Genomic DNA, 19,738 nt, shown 5'->3' on the forward strand with positions numbered 1-19,738 from the left:
CGAATCTGAAAATTTTACAAATCATTCGGCTCATTATACAATACTTCTAGCTTGTTATATGACTAAATTTGTTTTGAACAAAACCAAACAGTCTTTACTATGGAAGCCTTAAATGTATTCGAACCCAAGAAAGAAAAGAAAACAGACAAGGGAACAAAAAAATCATTTCCGGTTACTGGAATGACCTGTGCCGCCTGTGCCGGGAGTGTAGAATCCATACTTTCCCATACCGACGGTGTGAACAATGCCACCGTGAATTTTGCAAGCAATTCGGTGTTGGTCGATTACGATGAAAATATTTCCGAAGAAAAATTACAGCAAGCACTAGAAGAGGTGGGTTATGACCTTATTATCGATACGGAAGACCCAGCGGAAGCACAACAGAAACTTCAGCAAAAGCACTATCTGGATATTAAAAACCGCACCATTTGGTCGGCCATTTTAACGCTGCCCATTTTTATTCTGGGAATGTTCTTTATGGATTGGGAACCCGGAAAATGGATATCGTTGGTGTTGACCGTTCCTGTTTTATTTTGGTTCGGGCGTAGCTTCTTTATCAATGCCTTCAAACAGGCCAAGTACGGAAAGGCCAATATGGACACGTTGGTAGCGTTAAGTACGGGAATCGCCTTTCTATTTAGTGTGTTCAACACGCTATTTCCTCAATTCTGGCTGAGTCGTGGTATCGAACCTCACGTCTATTACGAAGCAGCAACTGTTATCATTACCTTTATTTCCCTTGGGAAATTATTGGAGGAAAAAGCAAAATCGAACACTTCTTCAGCGATTAAAAAACTGATGGGGTTGCAGCCCAAAACGCTTAAAATAATTGAAAATGGGGAAGAAAAGGAAATTCCGATTTCCGAAGTCCAAGTGGGTCAGACCATCTTGGTACGTCCCGGAGAAAAAATACCGGTAGATGGCGAAGTATCAAAAGGCAGTTCGTATGTAGATGAAAGTATGATTACGGGCGAACCTGTCCCTGTCCAAAAATCCAAAGCGGAAAAAGTATTTGCCGGTACCGTCAATCAAAAAGGAAGTTTTCAATTCACGGCAGAAAAAGTAGGCGGCGAAACCCTGCTTGCCCATATTATAAAAATGGTTCAGGAAGCACAGGGAAGCAAAGCACCCGTGCAAAAATTGGTCGATAAGATTGCGGGAATTTTTGTTCCCATCGTATTGGGGATATCCATTATTACCTTCATCGTTTGGATGTTTGTTGGTGGCGATACTGCATTTTCACAAGCTTTATTGACTTCCGTAGCAGTATTGGTCATTGCCTGCCCTTGTGCGTTGGGGTTGGCGACACCAACAGCGATTATGGTGGGAATAGGAAAAGGCGCAGAGAACAATATTCTCATAAAAGATGCCGAAAGTCTGGAGCTTGGGCATAAAGTGAATGCCGTCATTCTTGATAAAACAGGTACGATTACCGAAGGTAAACCCTTGGTAACGGATATTATTTGGAATGATAAAAGTAATGATGAAACGAAATACAAACAAATTATTTCAGCGATTGAGGCACAGTCCGAACATCCATTGGCCGAAGCCGTGGTCAATCATTTTAAGGAACAAGGTGTTCGACCCACCGAAATCACTTCTTTTGAAAGTATAACGGGAATGGGTGTTGAAGCAGAATCGGAAAAGGGTATTAAATACTTTGTAGGTAACCATAAACTAATGGTCAAGAATGATATTCAAATCGATGCTGCCTTAATCAATGCATCCGAAAATCTTGAAGAACAAGCAAAAACGGTCATATTTTTTAGTAATGATGAACAAGTACTTGCAATCCTTGCCATTGCAGATAAGATTAAGGAAACATCCAAAAAGGCCATTGCCACGCTGCAAAATAAAGGAATTGAAGTTTATATGTTGACAGGCGATAATAATAAAACCGCATCTGCTGTTGGAAAACAAGTGGGAATAACCCATTATCAAGGGGAAGTAATGCCTTCCGATAAAGCAGCCTTTGTAGAGAAATTACAAGCCGATGGAAAAACAGTGGCTATGGTGGGCGATGGCATCAACGATTCCCACGCCTTGGCACAGGCCAATGTGAGTATTGCTATGGGCAAAGGTTCCGATATTGCGATGGATGTTGCAAAAATGACCCTTATAACCTCAGATTTGCAATCTATTCCCAAAGCGTTGGAACTATCAAAAAGAACCGTATTGGGTATCCGTCAAAATCTGTTTTGGGCGTTCATTTACAATATTATTGGTATTCCTATTGCAGCAGGCGTGCTATATCCTGTAAACGGATTTTTACTAGATCCGATGATTGCAGGAGCAGCAATGGCTTTCAGTAGCGTATCGGTTGTTGCCAATAGTTTAAGACTTAAACGAGTAAAACTTTAATATTAATTATAAATTCAAAAATTATGAAAACTTTAAAATTCAAAACAAATATCAATTGTGGTGGTTGCGTATCTAAAGTTACCCCCTTTTTAAACAAGCAGGAAGGTGTTGAAAGCTGGGAAGTGGATACGAACAATCCCGATAAGATACTGACCGTCGAAACTAATAGTGCTACCGAAGAGGAAGTGAAGGCTACTTTGCAAAAAGTAGGGTTCAAAGCGGAGTCCATAGATTAACACTTCTGAATAAGGATGGTTTACGTAATCCTCTTAGGTGTCGTCATTTTTTTTGCCGTTCATTTTTATAGAAAAGCGAGGCGACGGAAGGTCAAGCCTTTTCTAGAACATTGGCACGGGTCGTTGTTAGAAAATGTGCTCTATTATCGCAATCTTTCAGAAGAAAAGCAAAAGGTTTTTCAGCAGCGAATAACATCTTTTTGAAATCTCGATTTTCTATAAGCCAATTAACAGCTTGGTTTTCACTATCAAAAGTTCTGGTAACACTTACATCTGGCTTGGGATTGTTTACGAAAAATGAAATGTTGGAAGAATCATCAAGAGGTTGTCTGTCCGAAAATACATATTCTGTAACCTCATATTCCAGTGGTGGTTCATTTCGGAAAAATTGAACTATTCTATTTTTAATGTCTGCCATTATTCCCATATGTTAAAATGGAAACATTTGGTCAGTAAATTGTTTAAATATGTCGCTGGCCAAAGTCTTGTCAAAGGCTTTGGCTGCGACCAAATCACCAAGTTTTGACTTCAATAATTGGCCAAACGATTTTTTGCTTAGATGTGGAATGTCATTTCGTAACTCTTCAAACTCGTCAAAAATGATTTGTTGACCATATCCTGATTTTTTAATCTCGGATAATATCTCTTTCAAAAGTTCTTTTAATTCTTCATCAGAATCGCTGATTTTTGAGTAGTCAGGTACTTGGGCTTTTCTGGCTTGTTCAATGGCATACTTTCCCTCAAGTTTTAGTTTGGCATTTACCTCGCGACCATTCATAGTCTCAATGATGCCTCGTTCTTCAAGCATTCTACTATAGTCCCAATCCTCGCTACGACCATTTAACTTTACGCCGTTACCTTCAAGAATCCATTTAATAGAATGATATCTCCCATCATTATACAGTTCATATAGTTTAGAAAGTATAAGGTCAAGAATGCCTTCGGTATCAAGGTTTTTACGCTCTTCTAAATCAATGTCATCAGCTCGCACAATAGCATCTGAAATAAATAATATTTTTAAATAGTAATCAAGCTGTTCTAGATTGGAAATATTGTATTAAACTACATTAGATTATATAAAGAATTCTTCCAAAAACATAGAACCGTAGGTCAACCGTACTACTGTCTTTTTAAAGAGAAATAAGGTGCCTCTTATTCCTCGCGCTTATCCATTTCTATGAGTAGCGAGGCAGAAAGATCATCAAGAAAAAGTGTCCTGCTATTCTTGCGGTTTTTTATGTCCTGAAAGGTTTTGTAGATGTCTTTTGGTTCTATATCGAACAGCTGTTGCAATTTTTTGGAAACCTGCATTATGCTTTGATTATCCTGTTTACCCAATCCTTTTGAGCATAGCGCATATACCATTTCTACATAATCTGTATTTGAAAATGGCCAATGTATCTTTTCCAATGGTTTAACACCATTTAATTTGTCATTCAATCCTTTCCGAATGCGATGTTTTTTTTCATCCAAGTAAATCACTAATAAATCATAAGCTTTGTATTTGCCAAGCAGCATATCCCTTGGCGTGCAAAACTCTGGGTCTTGAAAATAGAATTTGGAAGTTGTGATATGGAATGTTTCGAGGTAATCTCTGGTATAGTATTCCTTGTCGAAAAGGGTAGCACCGGAATTTACATACCGCCCAAAATCGATATTGTACGAAAAGAAGCGATTGAGCTTGTTGATTTTTTTCTTAATCGATTTTAGCTGGGCATCTTTATCGCCCTTTGGCAATTGAATCTCAAACGAATGTATTTCTGAATAATATATCAATTGAACTAAAGGTATTTGCTTAATAATCTTAAAAAAATTGATTTCAGATTCCATTGAATCAAAACCTTTAGAAATAATTTTCTTTTTAAACTTGTAAAGGGTTGTACGACATAATTGAATAGAGTGATAGGCTTGCTTCAAAATTTCTTCATTTTGAAGCTGTATATTTTTCAAGTCTTTTGAGAATAATTCTGATTCTAATTGTAAGTCCATCACCCATCAATTTACTTTTTAAAAACAAAATCTTTGAACCGTTAACCTTGAAAACAATCTTTCAATGGTTAGTAATAAATATAAGTGTGTTCTATAAAAACTGCTAAATTACATACCGTATTTCAATATATGAATTCCGTATTTTTGTACGGATCGAATGATAAAGGGTATTTTTACTATAGACAGTTACTTATAAGAAATTTTCTCATTTAATTTTTTAGAAATCGATCTAGAAATTCTTTTCTATTATTTGTACCTGTTTTTCTAAAAATGTTAGAAGCATGTTTGGAGACGGTGTTTTCTGCAATAAAAAGTTGTTTTGCGATTTTTTTGTATGAACTTTTTGATAAAATAAAAAGTGCAATTTCGAATTCTCTTCTGGTTAAATTCTGAAATATTATCTTATTCTTAACCAAATTTTGATCAGATTCCTCATTAAAATTCAATACTTTATAAAGTTTGCCTTGATTTTTGATTAAATAGATGTATCTGTATATTTCTAAGGCTGTTATTGTGTAAAAGGCAAGATTCATTACGGTAAAAGTTAACCATTGATAATCTCCAATTACCGTTAGAATGGGTAAGAGTACTATACAACCAATACTGGTAGTAGATAATTTTTTTCTTTTGGAAAAGAAAGAGTTTTGATTTTTTATTTCAGAGATCCTTCTATAAAACAATCCCAAAAATATAAAACCTAGAACTGAAGTAGGAAGGGTAAAAAGTATTCTGGCTGAATCTAAAGAACCCGTTATCAAATAGGGAATTAAAAATAATATGATAAACCCCACAATTAACGTGATTCCAATATTTTTAATGCTGAAATACCGCTTTAAAAATATAATGTCATAATCTTTGTAGAGATAATATATGAGGTAAACACATAACGCGATTGCTACCCCATAAGTTATTATGTATTGAAGTATCAAGGGTTTGAGAAAACTATGGTCTGGTAGAAAACCGCCGGTTAGATTATAAAGAACAAATAAACATCCAAGAATTATATATCTTCTAAGACTAAGTTGCTTTATTTTCGGATTTTGAATTAATGCAAGAATCACTATTATCGTATCGATTAATAGATAGAAAAATGTTGTCCAGTGTATTGAGGTGCCAAACATCCTGCTTATTCATTAGACTCGAATTTATTTGTATCTAAATTTTTAGTAACATCACTCCAATGGAACAGTTTTCCGTTCATGGCGATATAAACATCAGGCTTCAGAAATTGTAAAGCACAAATTGCATAACCTAAATTAAAAGGTGCGTCTGTATCTTTTGATGTACCCAAAATGAATGCTCCCACCAGAATTATAGTTTTATTAAGACTACGGTTTCCAATATATTTTGCGGTGTCTTCCATAGTATAAGTACCGTGAGTTACTAAAATTTTATTTGTATTAGTAGCTTTTATCTTTTCCACCAAGAGCTTTCTGTCATTCTCTGTAATGGCACGGCTGTCTTTCTTGAAAACACCTTCGATAGTGTATTCAAAATCGATATTTGCTTTGTCCAAAAAATCCATAATCCCTACATCAGAGGAAGTAATACCACCATCATCCGTATAATCCAATCCTTCGATTGTACCGCCAGTTGTGAATATTTGAATCATAAATTAAGGACTTTCTCTACTTATAAAGATAGCGTTAATTTATTTGAAACTACTTTAATTTGCTCAGTCAAAATTGGGGGTCTAAGAATCCTGCCACTTCATTTTCTGCAATCTAACGGCATTAAGAATAGCAAGCAAAGCAACACCTACATCGGCAAAAACAGCTTCCCACATAGTTGCAAGCCCACCTGCACCGAGAATGAGGACTATAACCTTGACTCCAAATGCAAGCCCGATATTCTGCCATACAATACGTCGCGTTGAACGACCAATTTTAATCGCTCTTGCAATCTTGCTCGGTTGGTCTGTCTGGATGATAACATCGGCCGTTTCGATGGCTACATCGCTACCCAAACCTCCCATAGCAATACCCACACCACTAGCTGCCAATACGGGTGCATCGTTAATGCCATCGCCTATAAAAGCTACTCTTATATCGGATTGCTCTTTAAGCTTTTCAACCTCATTCAACTTATCTTCGGGTAACAACCCGCCTTTTGCCCAATTAATATTTAACTCTTTTGCCACTTGTTGTGTAATAGAGTCCTTGTCGCCTGATAGCATTATAATTTTTGAAATTCCTGAATCCCGAATTTGCTTAATGGCCTGGTGCGCATCATCCTTCAGTTCATCTGCAATGGTTACATAACCTGCAAATGTTCCGTCTATTGACAACATAACGATTGATTCTACAATGCCATCTGTTTCTGTGGGAACCTTTATGCGGTTCGAGGTCATCAAAGCTTTATTGCCTACCAGCACGGTTTTCCCATTGACCGTTCCTTTTAAACCTTTTCCGGCAACCTCTGAAACATTAGTCGCTTCATAATCTGAACCATCCTCTTTATATTCAAGAATCGCCTTAGCAATGGGATGAGTGGATTGTTCTTCCATCGCCATCAGGTACTTCATAAACTCGGTTTCCTCAAATGTGATGGAATTGATTTCCTTGATTTTGAAAACACCTTTGGTAACAGTTCCTGTTTTGTCCATTACTACCGTGTTTACTTGCGTCATTGCATCGAGAAAGGATGCACCCTTGAATAGAATACCGTTTCGTGATGCCGCACCTAAACCTCCAAAATAGCCGAGAGGAATAGAAATGACCAAGGCGCAGGGGCACGAAATCACTAGGAATATCAATGCTCGATACAGCCAATCCCTAAAAACATAGTCCTCCACAAAAAAGTAGGGTAGGAGCGTAAGTCCAATAGCGAGGAATACAACTATGGGAGTATAAATTCGTGCAAATTTTCTAATAAATAATTCCGTCTTTGATTTTCTGGCAGTTGCATTCTGTACCATATCCAGAATTCTTGCAATGGAACTATCCTTAAATTCCTTTGTGGTTTCAACCTCAATTACCCCATCGAGGTTGATGCTTCCTGCAAAAACAGTATCGCCTTTAGCAATAGTATCAGGTTTGCTTTCACCTGTCAAGGCAGCAGTATTAAAAGAACCTTTTTCAGAAAGCAAAATACCATCAAGCGGAACTTTTTCGCCTACACGTACCTGTATTTTTTCACCAATCTCAACAGACTCGGGATTTACTGAAATAAAATCGCCGTCACGATAAACCAAAGCTTCATTCGGCCTTACGTCGAGTAAAGCTTTAATATTTCCTTTTGCACGGTTAACGGCTGCATTTTGGAACAGTTCACCTACGGCATAAAATAGCATTACGGCTACACCTTCAGGATATTCGCCAATGGCAAATGCACCAATAGTAGCAATAGACATCAAGAAAAATTCTGTGAATACATCGCCACGTAATATGCTTTTCCAACCTTCCTTAATAACTGGAAAACCAACAGGTAAGTAAGCTATGGTATACCATAGAATGCGAATCCATCCTTGAAATTGGGGAATGGCATCAAAATAATCTACCGCTATCCCAACGATAAGCATAACAAAGCTTACGAGAGCAGGAATATATGTTTTAAATGAACTTCCATCTCCGTGATCGTGGTTATGGCCATCGTCATGACTGTGCTCGCCCTGGGCTTCTTTTGGTTCTAAATCACGCAAGTTTACTTTTTTCTTTTTCATATTATGCATTGATCCATTGTTTAGCATCTTCTTTGTTATCCATTTCAAAAAATTTAATTTCCGATTTTGTAAAGAAATCGGTTGCTTTTGCAGCCCATTCCTGCCATTTCCTTTCACCCACAAACACCATTTTACCATAGTCTGAAATATGTGCCGTGTCCAATTTAATATCTTCCCAAAATCCTTTTAAGGTATATCCTTCAAAATCTTCCATTTCAAAAAAGAAATCGACCTTTTTTCCTTTTTTAATTATATCGTGAATGAGCGGATGCAACTTTTCAACTTCATCTCGTGAAATTTTACCGCTGATTTTCGCGGAAATCAAATTGTCTTTTTCTGAATTTAGTAGATATATCATTTTTTCTTTTTAGTCATCACAATTTACTGAAATGTTTGCGCAACTGCTGTGCAAAGTCAGTTACTGCATTTTTCACAGATACCTGTCACGACCAGGTTTACATCTTCAGCGACATAGCCATCCGGCAAGTTAATGTGTGGTATTTTATGCTCTGTCAGACATACGGTTTCGTTACAATTGTTACAGCGAAAATGCAGGTGCAAATCTTGTTCAATCTCACAATTGCAACCTGGCTCACAGAGCGCATATTTTGTGATTCCGGTACCATCTTCTATTTGGTGCACAATACCTTTTTCCTCAAAGGTTTTAAGAGTTCGGTATAGGGTGGTTCTATCCGCTTTAGTGAACGCAGTTTCAATATCAAGCAATGCCAGAGCAATCTTTTGTTCAGCAAGATATTTATAGATCAATATGCGCATAGCAGTGGGACGCACGCTGTGATCGTTTAATTTTTTTTCTATTTCAGTCATTTTGTGCGATGTTATAGTTGATACTCTTAGCCTTATTATAGGCTTCCCAGCCTTCTTTGGCAGCATACGGGACGATTAGTAATGCCGCTACAGGGTCCGCCCACCACCAGCCCAGCCAGTTGACCAAGAGTAATCCTATAAGTACTACAACGGTCTGGTACAGACAAATAAAGGTGTCCTTAGCATCGGCAAGTAAGGCAGGACTGTCAAGCTTCTTTCCATATTTTCTTTTGAAATAAATCAAGATAGGGTTCACGACTAGCGAGACTAATAATATGACTAGTCCCATAGTGCTCCAGTTTGCGGTTTCTTGGTTGATTAGCTTTGATATAGAATCATAAGAAATGAAAATACAGATGAGCGTAAAGGAAATTGCAATCACATATAGCGTTATTTTTTGTCTTCTTTTCACCTTTTCTTCATCTATGCCCTTGATCTCGCCGTGTAATCGCCAGCCCAACGTTCCCGCACTTATAACTTCTATGGTACTGTCCAGTCCCCAGCCAATTAGTGCCGAACTGTTTGCCGTAAATCCCGCAATGAGAGATACCACTACCTCAATAACATCATATATCACGTTCCAAATCTGTAAGATTCTGGCTTCTTTTAAATTTTTCTTTCTTGTCTCTTTCATATCATTTTAATGTGAGTGTTCTGCATCGCCTTTATTCATCTCTCCCATAAGATAATAAGCATTATTGTAGGCAAAACGCGAATTATGATCTGGGGTTTCAAAAAAACGTATGGCTATCCAGTCACCATCTTTCTCGCCTGTTGTAACTTCTACTGGCGTAAAACTCCATGCGTTGTCATCCCTTTTCGCTTTAAACACATAATCCTTACCAGCTTCTGTAACAATAGCGCTTTCAGGTAGTGCAGTAGTCTGCTTGTTATCAACTTCAATCTTACCTCGAATATACATTCCTGGGATTAGGCCATTACCTTTGTTCTCAATTTCAGCGTGTACGTGAACCGCCTTGGGATCTTGCTCGAAAGTCTGGCTAACCGAATAAATTTCGGCTTCTAGCTCTTTACCTGGTTTCGATTCAACGCTAAATCGTACTTGTTGACCTTTCTTTACCCTATCAACATCTTTTTCAAAAACCATCAAATCTGCGTGTACGTGGTCAGTATCTACTATCTCCATTAAGTTTGTTTGAGGCTCTACATATTGTCCAGTTTTTATAAATACTTTTTCTACAATACCTGCAATGGGACTGTGCAATGCAACACGCTGGTAAATAGTACCGTTTCGCACCCTATTTACATTGATGTTATATTGTCGCAATTGAGCTTCCAACCCATTTACCATTGCGGTAGATGACTGATAATCTGCCGTGGCTTTTTGATAATTCATACCGGATGCCACGCCAGCTTCATAAAGCCTTTTTTGACGTTCATACTCTTGTTTTAAAAACCGACTGTTGCTGTACGCATTTAGGTAATCACTCTGTATCTGTATAACACTGGGATGAGACATATAGGCAACCGTTTGATTTTTTTTGACTTCGTCGCCTTCAATTACTTCTATGGATGCAACATTTGCTCCCGCTAGCGCGGTAATAATTGCTTCGTTTTGTGGTGGTACTTCCAGCGTACCGTTTGCTTCTACATAACCACTCATATTGCGTTGCGCAAGTGTGTCTATTTGCATTTGCAAAGCTTCAAACTGCTGTGCCGTGAGCATTACTTCTTTAGCCTCCCCCTCAGAATGGTTATCTTCTAATTGAGAATTGGTCGCTTCAACCTGGCTATCTTCCGTTTTTGAGTCACCACAACTGGTCAATGTAAATGCTATTAGTATTGCAGCAATCGGCATATATTTTATCGTATTCATCTTTTTTAGTTTTGGAAATATTGTAGTTCAAACAAGGCGTCTAAATAATTATTGAGTGCGTCGAGTGCATCCATTTCGGTTTGTATGGCGTCACGTATAATTTGTGTGAATGCTGCATAATCCAGCGCACCTTCCTTGTATGCGAGCAATGCGCCCTTGCGCTGGTCTATGGCAAGTGGCAGGGCTTCGGTTTTATAAAAAAACCATGTATCCCGCCATCGTACATACTCTTGTTGAGCCTGCACAAATTGTGATTGCAACTCACGTTCTTTAAAGGCTGCATTGGTTTCTGCAATCTGTGCATCCAGTTTTGCAGCTTTTGCACGACTGCGGTCTGGAACCGATAGCAGCGGTATGGAAATCCCTGCTTGATAAGTGTAGAAACCGCTATCACCATTTACACGCTGCAAGCCACCTTGTAGGTTGAACTTGGGCAGCAAGTTTGCTCTTGCCGCATCATAGCTTGCCTGTGCTTCGTCTATACGCTTTCTTGAAATTGATAACTCGGGATGTTCATTCAATGTATCATCGGTCTCTAAAATCGAAATTTCGGCAGCTTCCAATTCATCAGTTACGGTGTACATCGTATCTGGCGTCAACCAAAGATTGAGTTTTTGTAATGCAATGAAATAATCTGTCTCTGCTTGCTGAAATTTATTATTGATTTGTAAAGCCTGATTACGTGCGGCGCCATATTCCAGTCTTGAAATGGCTTCGACTTCATAATTGAGTTCTACAGATTGTGCAAACTGACCGTAAATACTGTCCAATTCTCGGTATAAAACAAACTTCTTTTTTGACTGAAAAGTTTCTGACCATGCTTTTTTTACTTCCAGTTCTATCTGAATTTCAGAAAGATTTAAAGCGGTTTGTGCTAACTCGATGCGTTGTTGTTGCAAATGTTTTTTGGCACCTATTCCCAGAAGATCGATATTCTGTTGGCCGATGCCGATTAAGGTATAAATGCCCTGACCATCTGCCAATTCTTCACCACCTGTAAATACCTGTGTATTACCAAAGTCATAAGCATTGCCCGTTAGGGTGTTCTGTCTTTCGATTTCGAGCTGGCTCGCTTTAAGTGCAGGATAATTCTCTTTGGCAATTTCTACGGCTTGTGATAACGTGATGGGTGTGATACTGTCCTGAACAATGTTATGTTGCACAGGTGCTTGAATTTGTTGAGCTTTCGCAAAAGCGGTACCACCTAACATAAAACCAAGTATCAAAATCGTAGTCAAGGCTTGCGGATTAAAAGCACCGATCTTATTCTGCTCTTTGCGCTCGCGTCTCTTTTCTATGAGCGTATAGAGTACAGGAAGAACGACCAGCGTAAGCAGCGTGGCAGTAAGCATCCCACCAATAACCACTGTAGCAAGCGGTTGTTGTACCTCTGCACCGGCTGATGTAGAAAATGCCATAGGTAAAAAACCGAAAATATCGGTAGTGGCTGTGAGCATTATGGGGCGAATACGTTCTTTAGTCCCTTGAAATATTCTATCCTTTATGCTTGTAACACCTTCTTCCTTTAAAGAATTAAATCGGTTAATAAGTACCAGCCCATTAAGAACTGCGACACCAAATAGCACAATAAATCCTACACCTGCGGAAATACTAAATGGCATATCGCGAAGCCATAAGGCAAATACACCACCGATGGCTGCCAAGGGTATTGCGATGTAAATCATTATGGATTGTGAAAAGGATTTTAATGCAAAGTATAACAGTATAAATATCAAGAACAGGGCGATGGGCACAACTATTATCAAACGATCCTTTGCGCTTTGCAAGTTTTCAAACTCTCCACCATAGGTAATATAATACCCTGATGGTAAGTCCAGTTCTTTATCTAATTTTTGTTGTATATCCTTTACGACAGATTCTACATCTCTGCCTCGTGCATTTACACCTACATACGTTCTTCTATATGTATTGTCACGTGAGATTTGCATAGGTCCAGGCACGTATTCAATCTCAGCTATTTCAATAATGGGGACCTGACTTCCATCCTTGAGATCAATGTACATATTGCGCAGGTCATCAATACTTTTTCTATGACTTTCATCAAATCGCACCACGAGATCAAATCGCTTCTCGCCTTCAAAGATAACGCCTGCGGTACCACCAGCAAAAGCAGTACTTATATAGTCATTAACTTTTTGAATATCCAGTCCATATTGCGCCATTTTATCGCGTTTAAATTTTACAGTCATCTGTGGTAATCCAGCTGTACGTTCTGCACTCACATCACCCGCACCAGGAACGGTCTGTATAATAGCTGCCATTTCTTGAACCTTATTTGATAAAACCTCTAAATCTTCGCCATAAAGCTTCACGGCAATATCTTCTCTTACACCTTCTAAAAGTTCGTTGAATCTCAACTCGACCGGTTGGGTAAATGATAAATTAACACCTAATAGTTCATCATCCAGTTTGTCCCTAATGGCATCAATCAAGCCTTCTTTAGTAGTGGCTGTCGTCCAGTCATCCATATCTTTATTAAGGATGATGTACATATCTGCAATGTCCATAGGCATAGGGTCTGTAGGGATATCTGCAACTCCTATGCGGCCTGTGACCGTTTTTATTTCTGGGAAATTTTCTAATAGAATAGTTTCAATTTTCTTTGAAACTTCAATGGATTCTGTTAGCGAACTTCCAGGCCTTATAAACGCCTGCATTGCTATATCTCCTTCATCGAGCTGCGGTACAAATTCTCCTCCCATATTAGAAAAGATAAAACCTGCGATTAAAAGTAGAAAAGCGGCAGATGATAAAACGATAAGCTTCAGCTTAAGAGCTCCTTTTAATAAAGGCATATAAGCACTGTGTATAGCACCTATGATTTTATCACTTACCTTTTCAAGCCAGCGCTCAAATCTGCCAAACCAATTTTTGGTATTCTGTACTGGTTTCATAAAGAGTGCAGACATCATTGGGACATATGTAAGGCACAAAATGATAGCACCTATCATTGCAAACCCAAAGGTGTATGCCATAGGTTTAAACATTTTACCTTCAACACCTGTAAGAAAAAGTATAGGCGTGAAAACAATGAGAATAATGATTTGCCCAAAAAAAGCAGAACTCATCATCGTGCTTCCGGCATCATAGGCAACTTTATCCATCACGGCTTGATTGAATTTTAGCTTGCCAGACCTGATTCTTTTTTGGATCTCATACACCGTTCCTTCTATAATAATTACCGCACCATCTATAATAATCCCAAAGTCGATAGCGCCTAAACTCATTAAGTTTGCCCATACATTAAATTGCTTCATTAGGATAAAGGCAAAAAGCAAGGACAACGGTATAGTAGTGGCCGTTATGATTCCACCTCTTAAACTACCCAATAGTAAGACAAGGGCAAAAATCACAATTAAGGCACCTTCCAGTAAATTGGTTTTAACGGTATCGGTAGTTCTCGCAATTAGCTCACTACGATCAATTATCGGGGCGATTGTCAGACCTTCTGGCAGGGATTTTTCAATTTCTGCCATACGATCCTTGACATTCTGAATAACAGCATTTGGATTAGAACCCTTAAGCATCATTATCATACCGCCCACAGCTTCCTTACCGTCTTGTGTAAAAGCACCATAACGCACTTGATTCCCGAAATGGACACGTGTTGCTACATCTCCAATAGTTACAGGAACGTTGTTCTCGTTAATAATTGAAATATCCTTAATGTCTTCCAAAGAGCGAATAAGCCCTTCGCCTCTTATAAAATTTGACATTTTATTTTTCTCTATATAAGCGCCACCAGTATTCACGTTGTTTCGAGCGAGAGCCTCATAAACTTGTGAAATACTGATACCCATACTGTTCAACTTCTCTGGATTGACAGCAACCTCGTACTGTTTAATACTGCCTCCAAAAGAGTTGACCTCTACCACGCCTTCCAGTAAGGTGAGTTGTCGTTTGATAATCCAATCCTGCACTGTGCGCAGTTCCATAGGTGAATACTTGTTTTCAAAACCTTCCTGTGGTTTTATAGTATATTCATAGATCTGACCTAAACCAGTGGAAATAGGCCCCATAGATGGACTTCCAAATTTTTCAGGTATGGATTCGTCCAATTCATTGAGTTTTTCCTGTACCAACTGTCGAGGAAGATAGGTGCCCATATTGTCTTCAAAAACAATCGTTACTACAGAAAGTCCAAAGCGTGAGATAGATCTTATTTCGGTAACGCCTGGCAAATTACCCATAGACAATTCTACCGGATAGGTTACGAACTGTTCAATATCTTCCGTTCCTAGATTAGGTGATTGCGTAATGACCTGTACCTGATTATTAGTAATATCTGGCACCGACCCAAGGTTTACGGTTGCCATTGACCAGATACCAACTCCTATAAGAGTCAACGTAAACAAGCCAATAATAAATTTATTATTGATTGAAAAATCAATGATTTTGTTAATCATAGATTAGAGAATTAATTCAGTTAAAAATTAGGTGTACGCTTTCGCGAAAGCGAAAACATCATAAAGTTTTTCAATTAGAAAAACTTCAAAACAGGATAGAGCTATCCTATGAAAACTGAATTATGCCGTGGCGGCTGAAAAAGCGAAGTGTGGAAATCCTTGCCGTGGTGTTGAAAAGAAGTAAGGATCATATTTGAGATTGGATCTTGAAATGGCTCAAAGGTCATTAGCTCAAAGTCAATAGTATGTACGTGACAGCAATGACATTGACAGAACGGTGAACATAGATCGCTATCGTTATGGTCTGCATCTGTTGTTTGTGAAAATTCAAGTTGTGTATCATCGCTATCAGGAACGGTATCGCTACAAGGCGCAAAATTGAGCGCCAAAAAGTATAAGGATAGTATGATTGTAAATATTTTCACGAACCAAAGGTAAAAAGATTTAGATGCAACTGTGTTGCAAAATTAGGATGGTTTAGAAATTGACCACGCTATCCAATGCGTCATCAGCATCTTTATGTATGAAATTGGCTTGGTACCGAATAGTTGTTGTCACCGAAGAATGGCGATATAATTTTTGCAACATTTGAATCGGTATTTTATCCCCAGAGATATTTCCAAAGCTATGTCTAGCAATGTGCATGCTTATATTCTTTTTTATACCTAATTGCTTGGCAGCAATCTTTAATCTTCTGTTCAGATTTCTCGTTATCGATTGTGTACGCCTTGTTACTTCTTCAGAATCCCTAAAATCTATACTTTTTAATTGCGGAAATATAAGATCATCATAAGATGAGCTTTCTCTATATAGATTAAAAATATCTATAGCCTTATCTGGAACTTTTAGAGAAACTAACTTGCTGTTTTTGTTCATTCGATAGAGTAATCGCCCGTCATTAAAATCTGACCATTTTAGTTTAAGAACATCACCTACTCTTATTCCTGCAAAGTAAAAACTCACAAGCCAAATATGAATTGCTTTTTGCTGAGCTTCGGTTATTCCTCTAGCATTTTCCAGTTTTTGAATTTCTGCTTCGGAAAAACCTATTTTTTGAGATTCAGGTATTCTGATGGTCATTTTGCCTTTCCCAAAAGGGTATAAACCTCTGTCGGTAATGGATTCTGAAATAGCTAAATTAAAGACCGTTCTAATAAGTATAAGATAATTAACTACCGTTCTGGGCGAAAGGCTTTTTTGATGTAAGAGATAGGTTTCAAATTTTTTAAGAACAGTAACATTAAGTTTATTGAACGAAAGTGAATCCTTACCGAGAAATTCCTTGAATTTTTTAAGTCTGCCTAATTCAGTGTCATATTGATGGTGTTTGTTTCTATTCTTAAGATTTTGAAGATGCATTTCTGCTACAGCAAAAAAATCAAGACCATTAGTAACTATAATTTTATTTTTTATTTCTGAAACCGTCTGATATTCAGGGTTCATTTCAGACTTTATGACCTTATCGTTTGCTTCTGCAACTTTAGTCGCAATATAATTGTTCAGTACACTGGAATTAGGATGTGATTTCCTAATATTACGATTTTTTTCATCCCAATATTTTTCTTCGATGTATTGACCTGTGTTTAGATAAGAGCTTTTGCGGTCTTTTGTAATCCTAATTGCAATTGGAAGTAATCCAGATTTGTTTTTCTTCTTTCTTAATACTACTCGAACTGTTGCCATCACAAAATATTTTGATTATAAATATACTCATTTTAGGTACAACATAGGTACAACATTTATTGATTTTGTTTGATATTAAATGATATGAAATTTAAATATCTATCTTATAAATCATTGATATACAAAGGTATTGTGCTAGTTTATTATATTAGTATCAAAAACTCATAACCCGAAGGTCACTGGTTCGAGTCCAGTTCCCGCTACTAGCAATGACAAGGCTTCACAGAAATGTGAGGCCTTTTTTTATTTGAGATAGTACAGAATAGGTACAGAATAACGGATCAAGCGGATCAAGGATGGATCAGGATCAAGCCTAATTGTTGTGTTTAAGCAAAAATTGTGGTCAATCTGTATAGAAAGTATTCTACATTTTTTTACTCCTCTGAACTGACTTCCAAAAATTTTATTTTGGAGCTAAAGATTATGGATTGCATTATTCCTTATCTTCTGAATTTTATATATAATAGGCTAAGTTTTAATTCTTATGGCTCGGCTTAAGCTTGTTCAGCTTCTTGTTTAGCTGATAAACTTCTTTGCTCAATGCACCTAAAGATTCTTCAAAAAATTGCATCTTTCCCTTAAAAGCCATTTCACGATGAGGAATCAATACATTACTCACTTTGCCCATTACCATTAAAAGCTGATCAATATCGCGCTTTTTAATTTCTTTTTTTCGTTCTTCATTGGGATTATCGCTCTCTGTCCAAAAGTATTCATCATCATCATGTTTATAAATACGCTTGGTTAAAATAGCATCTTTAGTTACCAGAATAACAATAGATCCGTCTAAAACACGCTCCAGTTTATGCTGGGTTTGGCAAATAAGAATGTCGCCAGACATAACCGTAGGCTCCATGCTACTTCCTTCATTTTCTATTAAATAACTGTCTTTCGTAGGGTTAAATCCAGGGACTCTGTAATATTCAAAATCATCCATTACATCCTCCTTATGCATGTTCTTTAGAAATCCGGCATGAGTTCGGGCATTGATCAGGGGAATAAAGCCATTTTTGTAATTCATCTCTATTAATTTGTTATTTCCGGATAAAAGAAAGTCGGCTGTCACACTAAATAATTTAGATAACCTCAAAAGGTGCTCTGAGTTAATACCATTTTGTGCATTTTCCATAAGTGAGTAGGCAGACTGGGAGACAAAAAGCTTTTGCGCTACAAAAGATTGAGGGAAATCCATCTTAGCACGTAAATCTTTTATTCTCCTTGCAATCTCAATCCGGTCCGTCATTTAGGGTTGTTTAAATCATATGAGTAGAAGTTATAAGGTAGGTCTAATTTTACCTGACATAGTTAAACATGTGTTAAAATGCTAAACTTCATTTTGGAGGTTTTAGATTAGATAGAAGATATTTGCCATTCTCTTCTAATTCTCACTGAAGTTTAACCTGGAGCGTATTTTGCCCGGCCTGTTCTTATTTTTATCCAGGATTATTGTGAAAGTAGTTCCTTCCGCCTTATTACTTTCAAGCTCAACATTTCCACCATGCGCCTCAGCCACTGTTTTTATTAAAGTTAATCCCATTCCCCAGCTTTTTAATCTTCCTGATTTTTCTTGCTTGCTGGTATTGAGAAATCTAAAAATTCCTTCCTGCTTATCAAGTGGAATTGGATTTCCCAGGTTGTGAACATTTATTCTTACCTTTTCTGTAGAATCCTTTACATTTATGGTAACAGGTGAATTTCTTCGGCCGTGCTTAACGGCATTGGAAACGAGATTTTCTAAAATTCTTCTTACTGCCGTTCCGTCAAATACGCCATGGATCTCATGGCTACTAGTATTCAGCTGGATTTCATTGGAATAAATTTCAGAGGCTTCTGAATATACCCATTCAACATCCTGCATAAGGTTGGTTTCGGTAAAATCCAATGTTATTCCTTCTCCTGCTTTTACAGACATGGCATCAAGCAAGCCCTCCATAAGATCAAGGGATTTCTTTAAACTTCTCAGGCTTAGTTTTTGAAGTTTTTTTAGTTTTTCCTCTCCGTCCTCATGATTCATCATTTCTGTGGCCAAATAAGCAGCCATCATAGGATTTCGTACATCATGAGCCAGGGTTCCTACCAGTTTATTCCTCATTTCCTGTAGTGAATCTGTAAAGGAAGCCGCTGAGCTTAACATTGCTGTTTCCAAAGTGTATTTTAGCAGAATACCTACTTCAGTTGTATATGCATCATGTTTTTGCAGAAAGTGAGTAAGTGTCCTGTGAAATATTATATATTCCTGGAGTATTCTTTTTACGGTATATTTTGGAGTAGATGCCCGGTGCCGACCATGGGCTATGCTATTGTTAATTATTTCCTCATAATTTTCATTCTTTTTTACCTGTTCAAAATCATCATACCTGTTCATGATTTTGGCAACATCTTCCAGTACATGAGGTAATTGATTCCGTAAGGCAAGTTTGCTGCTAATGGGGGATTCTTCAATTTCTGCATTAACAGCTTCCTCCCAGGAATTCATGATTTCCTGTTGACTTTTATGAATAACACCTGCGGCCTTTTTCATTTTTATTAACAAATTTTTGGCTGCAAAAATATTTATTAATATTGAAATTATTATATAGCTGAAGAGTTTATTTATAACATTATAATTCGTTTAACCATGCTAAAAATCACATAGATGGTAATATTTACACTTCCAGATTTTGAAAAATTAGTTTGAAGGATTTACTTATAGTTCACAATACTTAATTTAAGTTGA

At 37.5% G+C, this 19,738-nt stretch carries 17 protein-coding genes; 2 read left to right on the forward strand and 15 right to left on the reverse strand.

The genetic code is table 11. The annotated features are described in order from the left end of the window. The first annotated feature begins 99 nt into the window (after nt 1–99). Together RM539_RS03100 and RM539_RS03105 are read left to right on the forward strand one after the other, a co-directional pair. Complete coding sequence (locus RM539_RS03100) at nt 100–2,361, forward strand: heavy metal translocating P-type ATPase (RefSeq protein WP_311501982.1); 2,262 nt, start codon at nt 100–102, stop codon at nt 2,359–2,361. A 23-nt stretch (nt 2,362–2,384) separates the two neighbouring features. Continuing rightward, the gene (locus RM539_RS03105) at nt 2,385–2,597 is read left to right on the forward strand and encodes a heavy-metal-associated domain-containing protein (RefSeq protein ID WP_072875669.1); all 213 of its coding nucleotides are present in this window, start codon (nt 2,385–2,387) and stop codon (nt 2,595–2,597) included. A gap of 91 nt (nt 2,598–2,688) precedes the next feature. Here the strand turns inward: RM539_RS03105 and RM539_RS03110 are convergent, their stop codons facing one another. From RM539_RS03110 to RM539_RS03180, 15 genes are all read right to left on the reverse strand, one after another. Further along, nucleotides 2,689–3,015, reverse strand: coding sequence for a hypothetical protein (locus RM539_RS03110; protein ID WP_245812524.1), 327 nt, complete (start codon nt 3,013–3,015; stop codon nt 2,689–2,691). A 12-nt stretch (nt 3,016–3,027) separates the two neighbouring features. Continuing rightward, on the reverse strand, nt 3,028–3,588 hold the full coding sequence (locus tag RM539_RS03115) for a hypothetical protein (RefSeq protein ID WP_311501983.1): 561 nt from the start codon (nt 3,586–3,588) through the stop codon (nt 3,028–3,030). Between the two features lie 161 nt (nt 3,589–3,749). Further along, a complete protein-coding gene (locus RM539_RS03120; RefSeq protein ID WP_311501984.1) occupies nt 3,750–4,586 on the reverse strand; it encodes an RteC domain-containing protein in 837 nt (278 codons plus the stop codon). A gap of 209 nt (nt 4,587–4,795) precedes the next feature. Beyond that, nucleotides 4,796–5,647, reverse strand: a complete 852-nt coding sequence (locus tag RM539_RS03125; protein ID WP_311485314.1) for a response regulator transcription factor — start codon at nt 5,645–5,647, stop codon at nt 4,796–4,798. A gap of 65 nt (nt 5,648–5,712) precedes the next feature. Further along, complete coding sequence (locus tag RM539_RS03130) at nt 5,713–6,198, reverse strand: asparaginase domain-containing protein (protein ID WP_176619446.1); 486 nt, start codon at nt 6,196–6,198, stop codon at nt 5,713–5,715. Between the two features lie 81 nt (nt 6,199–6,279). After that, the gene (locus RM539_RS03135) at nt 6,280–8,247 is read right to left on the reverse strand and encodes a heavy metal translocating P-type ATPase (RefSeq protein WP_311485321.1); all 1,968 of its coding nucleotides are present in this window, start codon (nt 8,245–8,247) and stop codon (nt 6,280–6,282) included. Between the two features lies 1 nt (nt 8,248). Then, nucleotides 8,249–8,605, reverse strand: coding sequence for a SpoIIAA family protein (locus RM539_RS03140; protein WP_311485315.1), 357 nt, complete (start codon nt 8,603–8,605; stop codon nt 8,249–8,251). Between the two features lie 56 nt (nt 8,606–8,661). Beyond that, nucleotides 8,662–9,075, reverse strand: coding sequence for a Fur family transcriptional regulator (locus RM539_RS03145; protein WP_026914590.1), 414 nt, complete (start codon nt 9,073–9,075; stop codon nt 8,662–8,664). Beyond that, a complete protein-coding gene (locus tag RM539_RS03150; protein ID WP_311485316.1) occupies nt 9,068–9,709 on the reverse strand; it encodes a cation efflux transmembrane domain-containing protein in 642 nt (213 codons plus the stop codon). The genes RM539_RS03145 and RM539_RS03150 overlap by 8 nt, the downstream gene beginning before the upstream one ends. A 6-nt stretch (nt 9,710–9,715) precedes the next feature. After that, nucleotides 9,716–10,912 (reverse strand): efflux RND transporter periplasmic adaptor subunit, encoded by a 1,197-nt coding sequence (locus RM539_RS03155; protein ID WP_311485317.1) that lies wholly within the window; start codon nt 10,910–10,912, stop codon nt 9,716–9,718. Between the two features lie 5 nt (nt 10,913–10,917). Then, nucleotides 10,918–15,339 carry a CusA/CzcA family heavy metal efflux RND transporter gene (locus RM539_RS03160; RefSeq protein WP_311501985.1) on the reverse strand — a complete coding sequence of 1,474 codons (4,422 nt, stop codon included), beginning with the start codon at nt 15,337–15,339 and terminating at the stop codon, nt 10,918–10,920. Between the two features lie 101 nt (nt 15,340–15,440). Continuing rightward, nucleotides 15,441–15,764, reverse strand: a complete 324-nt coding sequence (locus RM539_RS03165) for a DUF6660 family protein (protein ID WP_311485319.1) — start codon at nt 15,762–15,764, stop codon at nt 15,441–15,443. A 52-nt stretch (nt 15,765–15,816) separates the two neighbouring features. Beyond that, entirely contained in the window at nt 15,817–17,022 is a 1,206-nt protein-coding gene (locus RM539_RS03170; RefSeq protein ID WP_311485320.1) for a phage integrase SAM-like domain-containing protein, read from the reverse strand. Between the two features lie 475 nt (nt 17,023–17,497). Further along, on the reverse strand, nt 17,498–18,265 hold the full coding sequence (locus RM539_RS03175; protein WP_311501986.1) for an XRE family transcriptional regulator: 768 nt from the start codon (nt 18,263–18,265) through the stop codon (nt 17,498–17,500). 135 nt (nt 18,266–18,400) lie between these two features. Beyond that, complete coding sequence (locus RM539_RS03180) at nt 18,401–19,543, reverse strand: sensor histidine kinase (RefSeq protein WP_311501987.1); 1,143 nt, start codon at nt 19,541–19,543, stop codon at nt 18,401–18,403. Between the last annotated feature and the right edge of the window lie 195 nt (nt 19,544–19,738).

The sequence above is a fragment of the Autumnicola musiva genome (assembly GCF_031846585.1).
GTDB classification, from domain to species: domain Bacteria; phylum Bacteroidota; class Bacteroidia; order Flavobacteriales; family Flavobacteriaceae; genus Autumnicola; species Autumnicola musiva.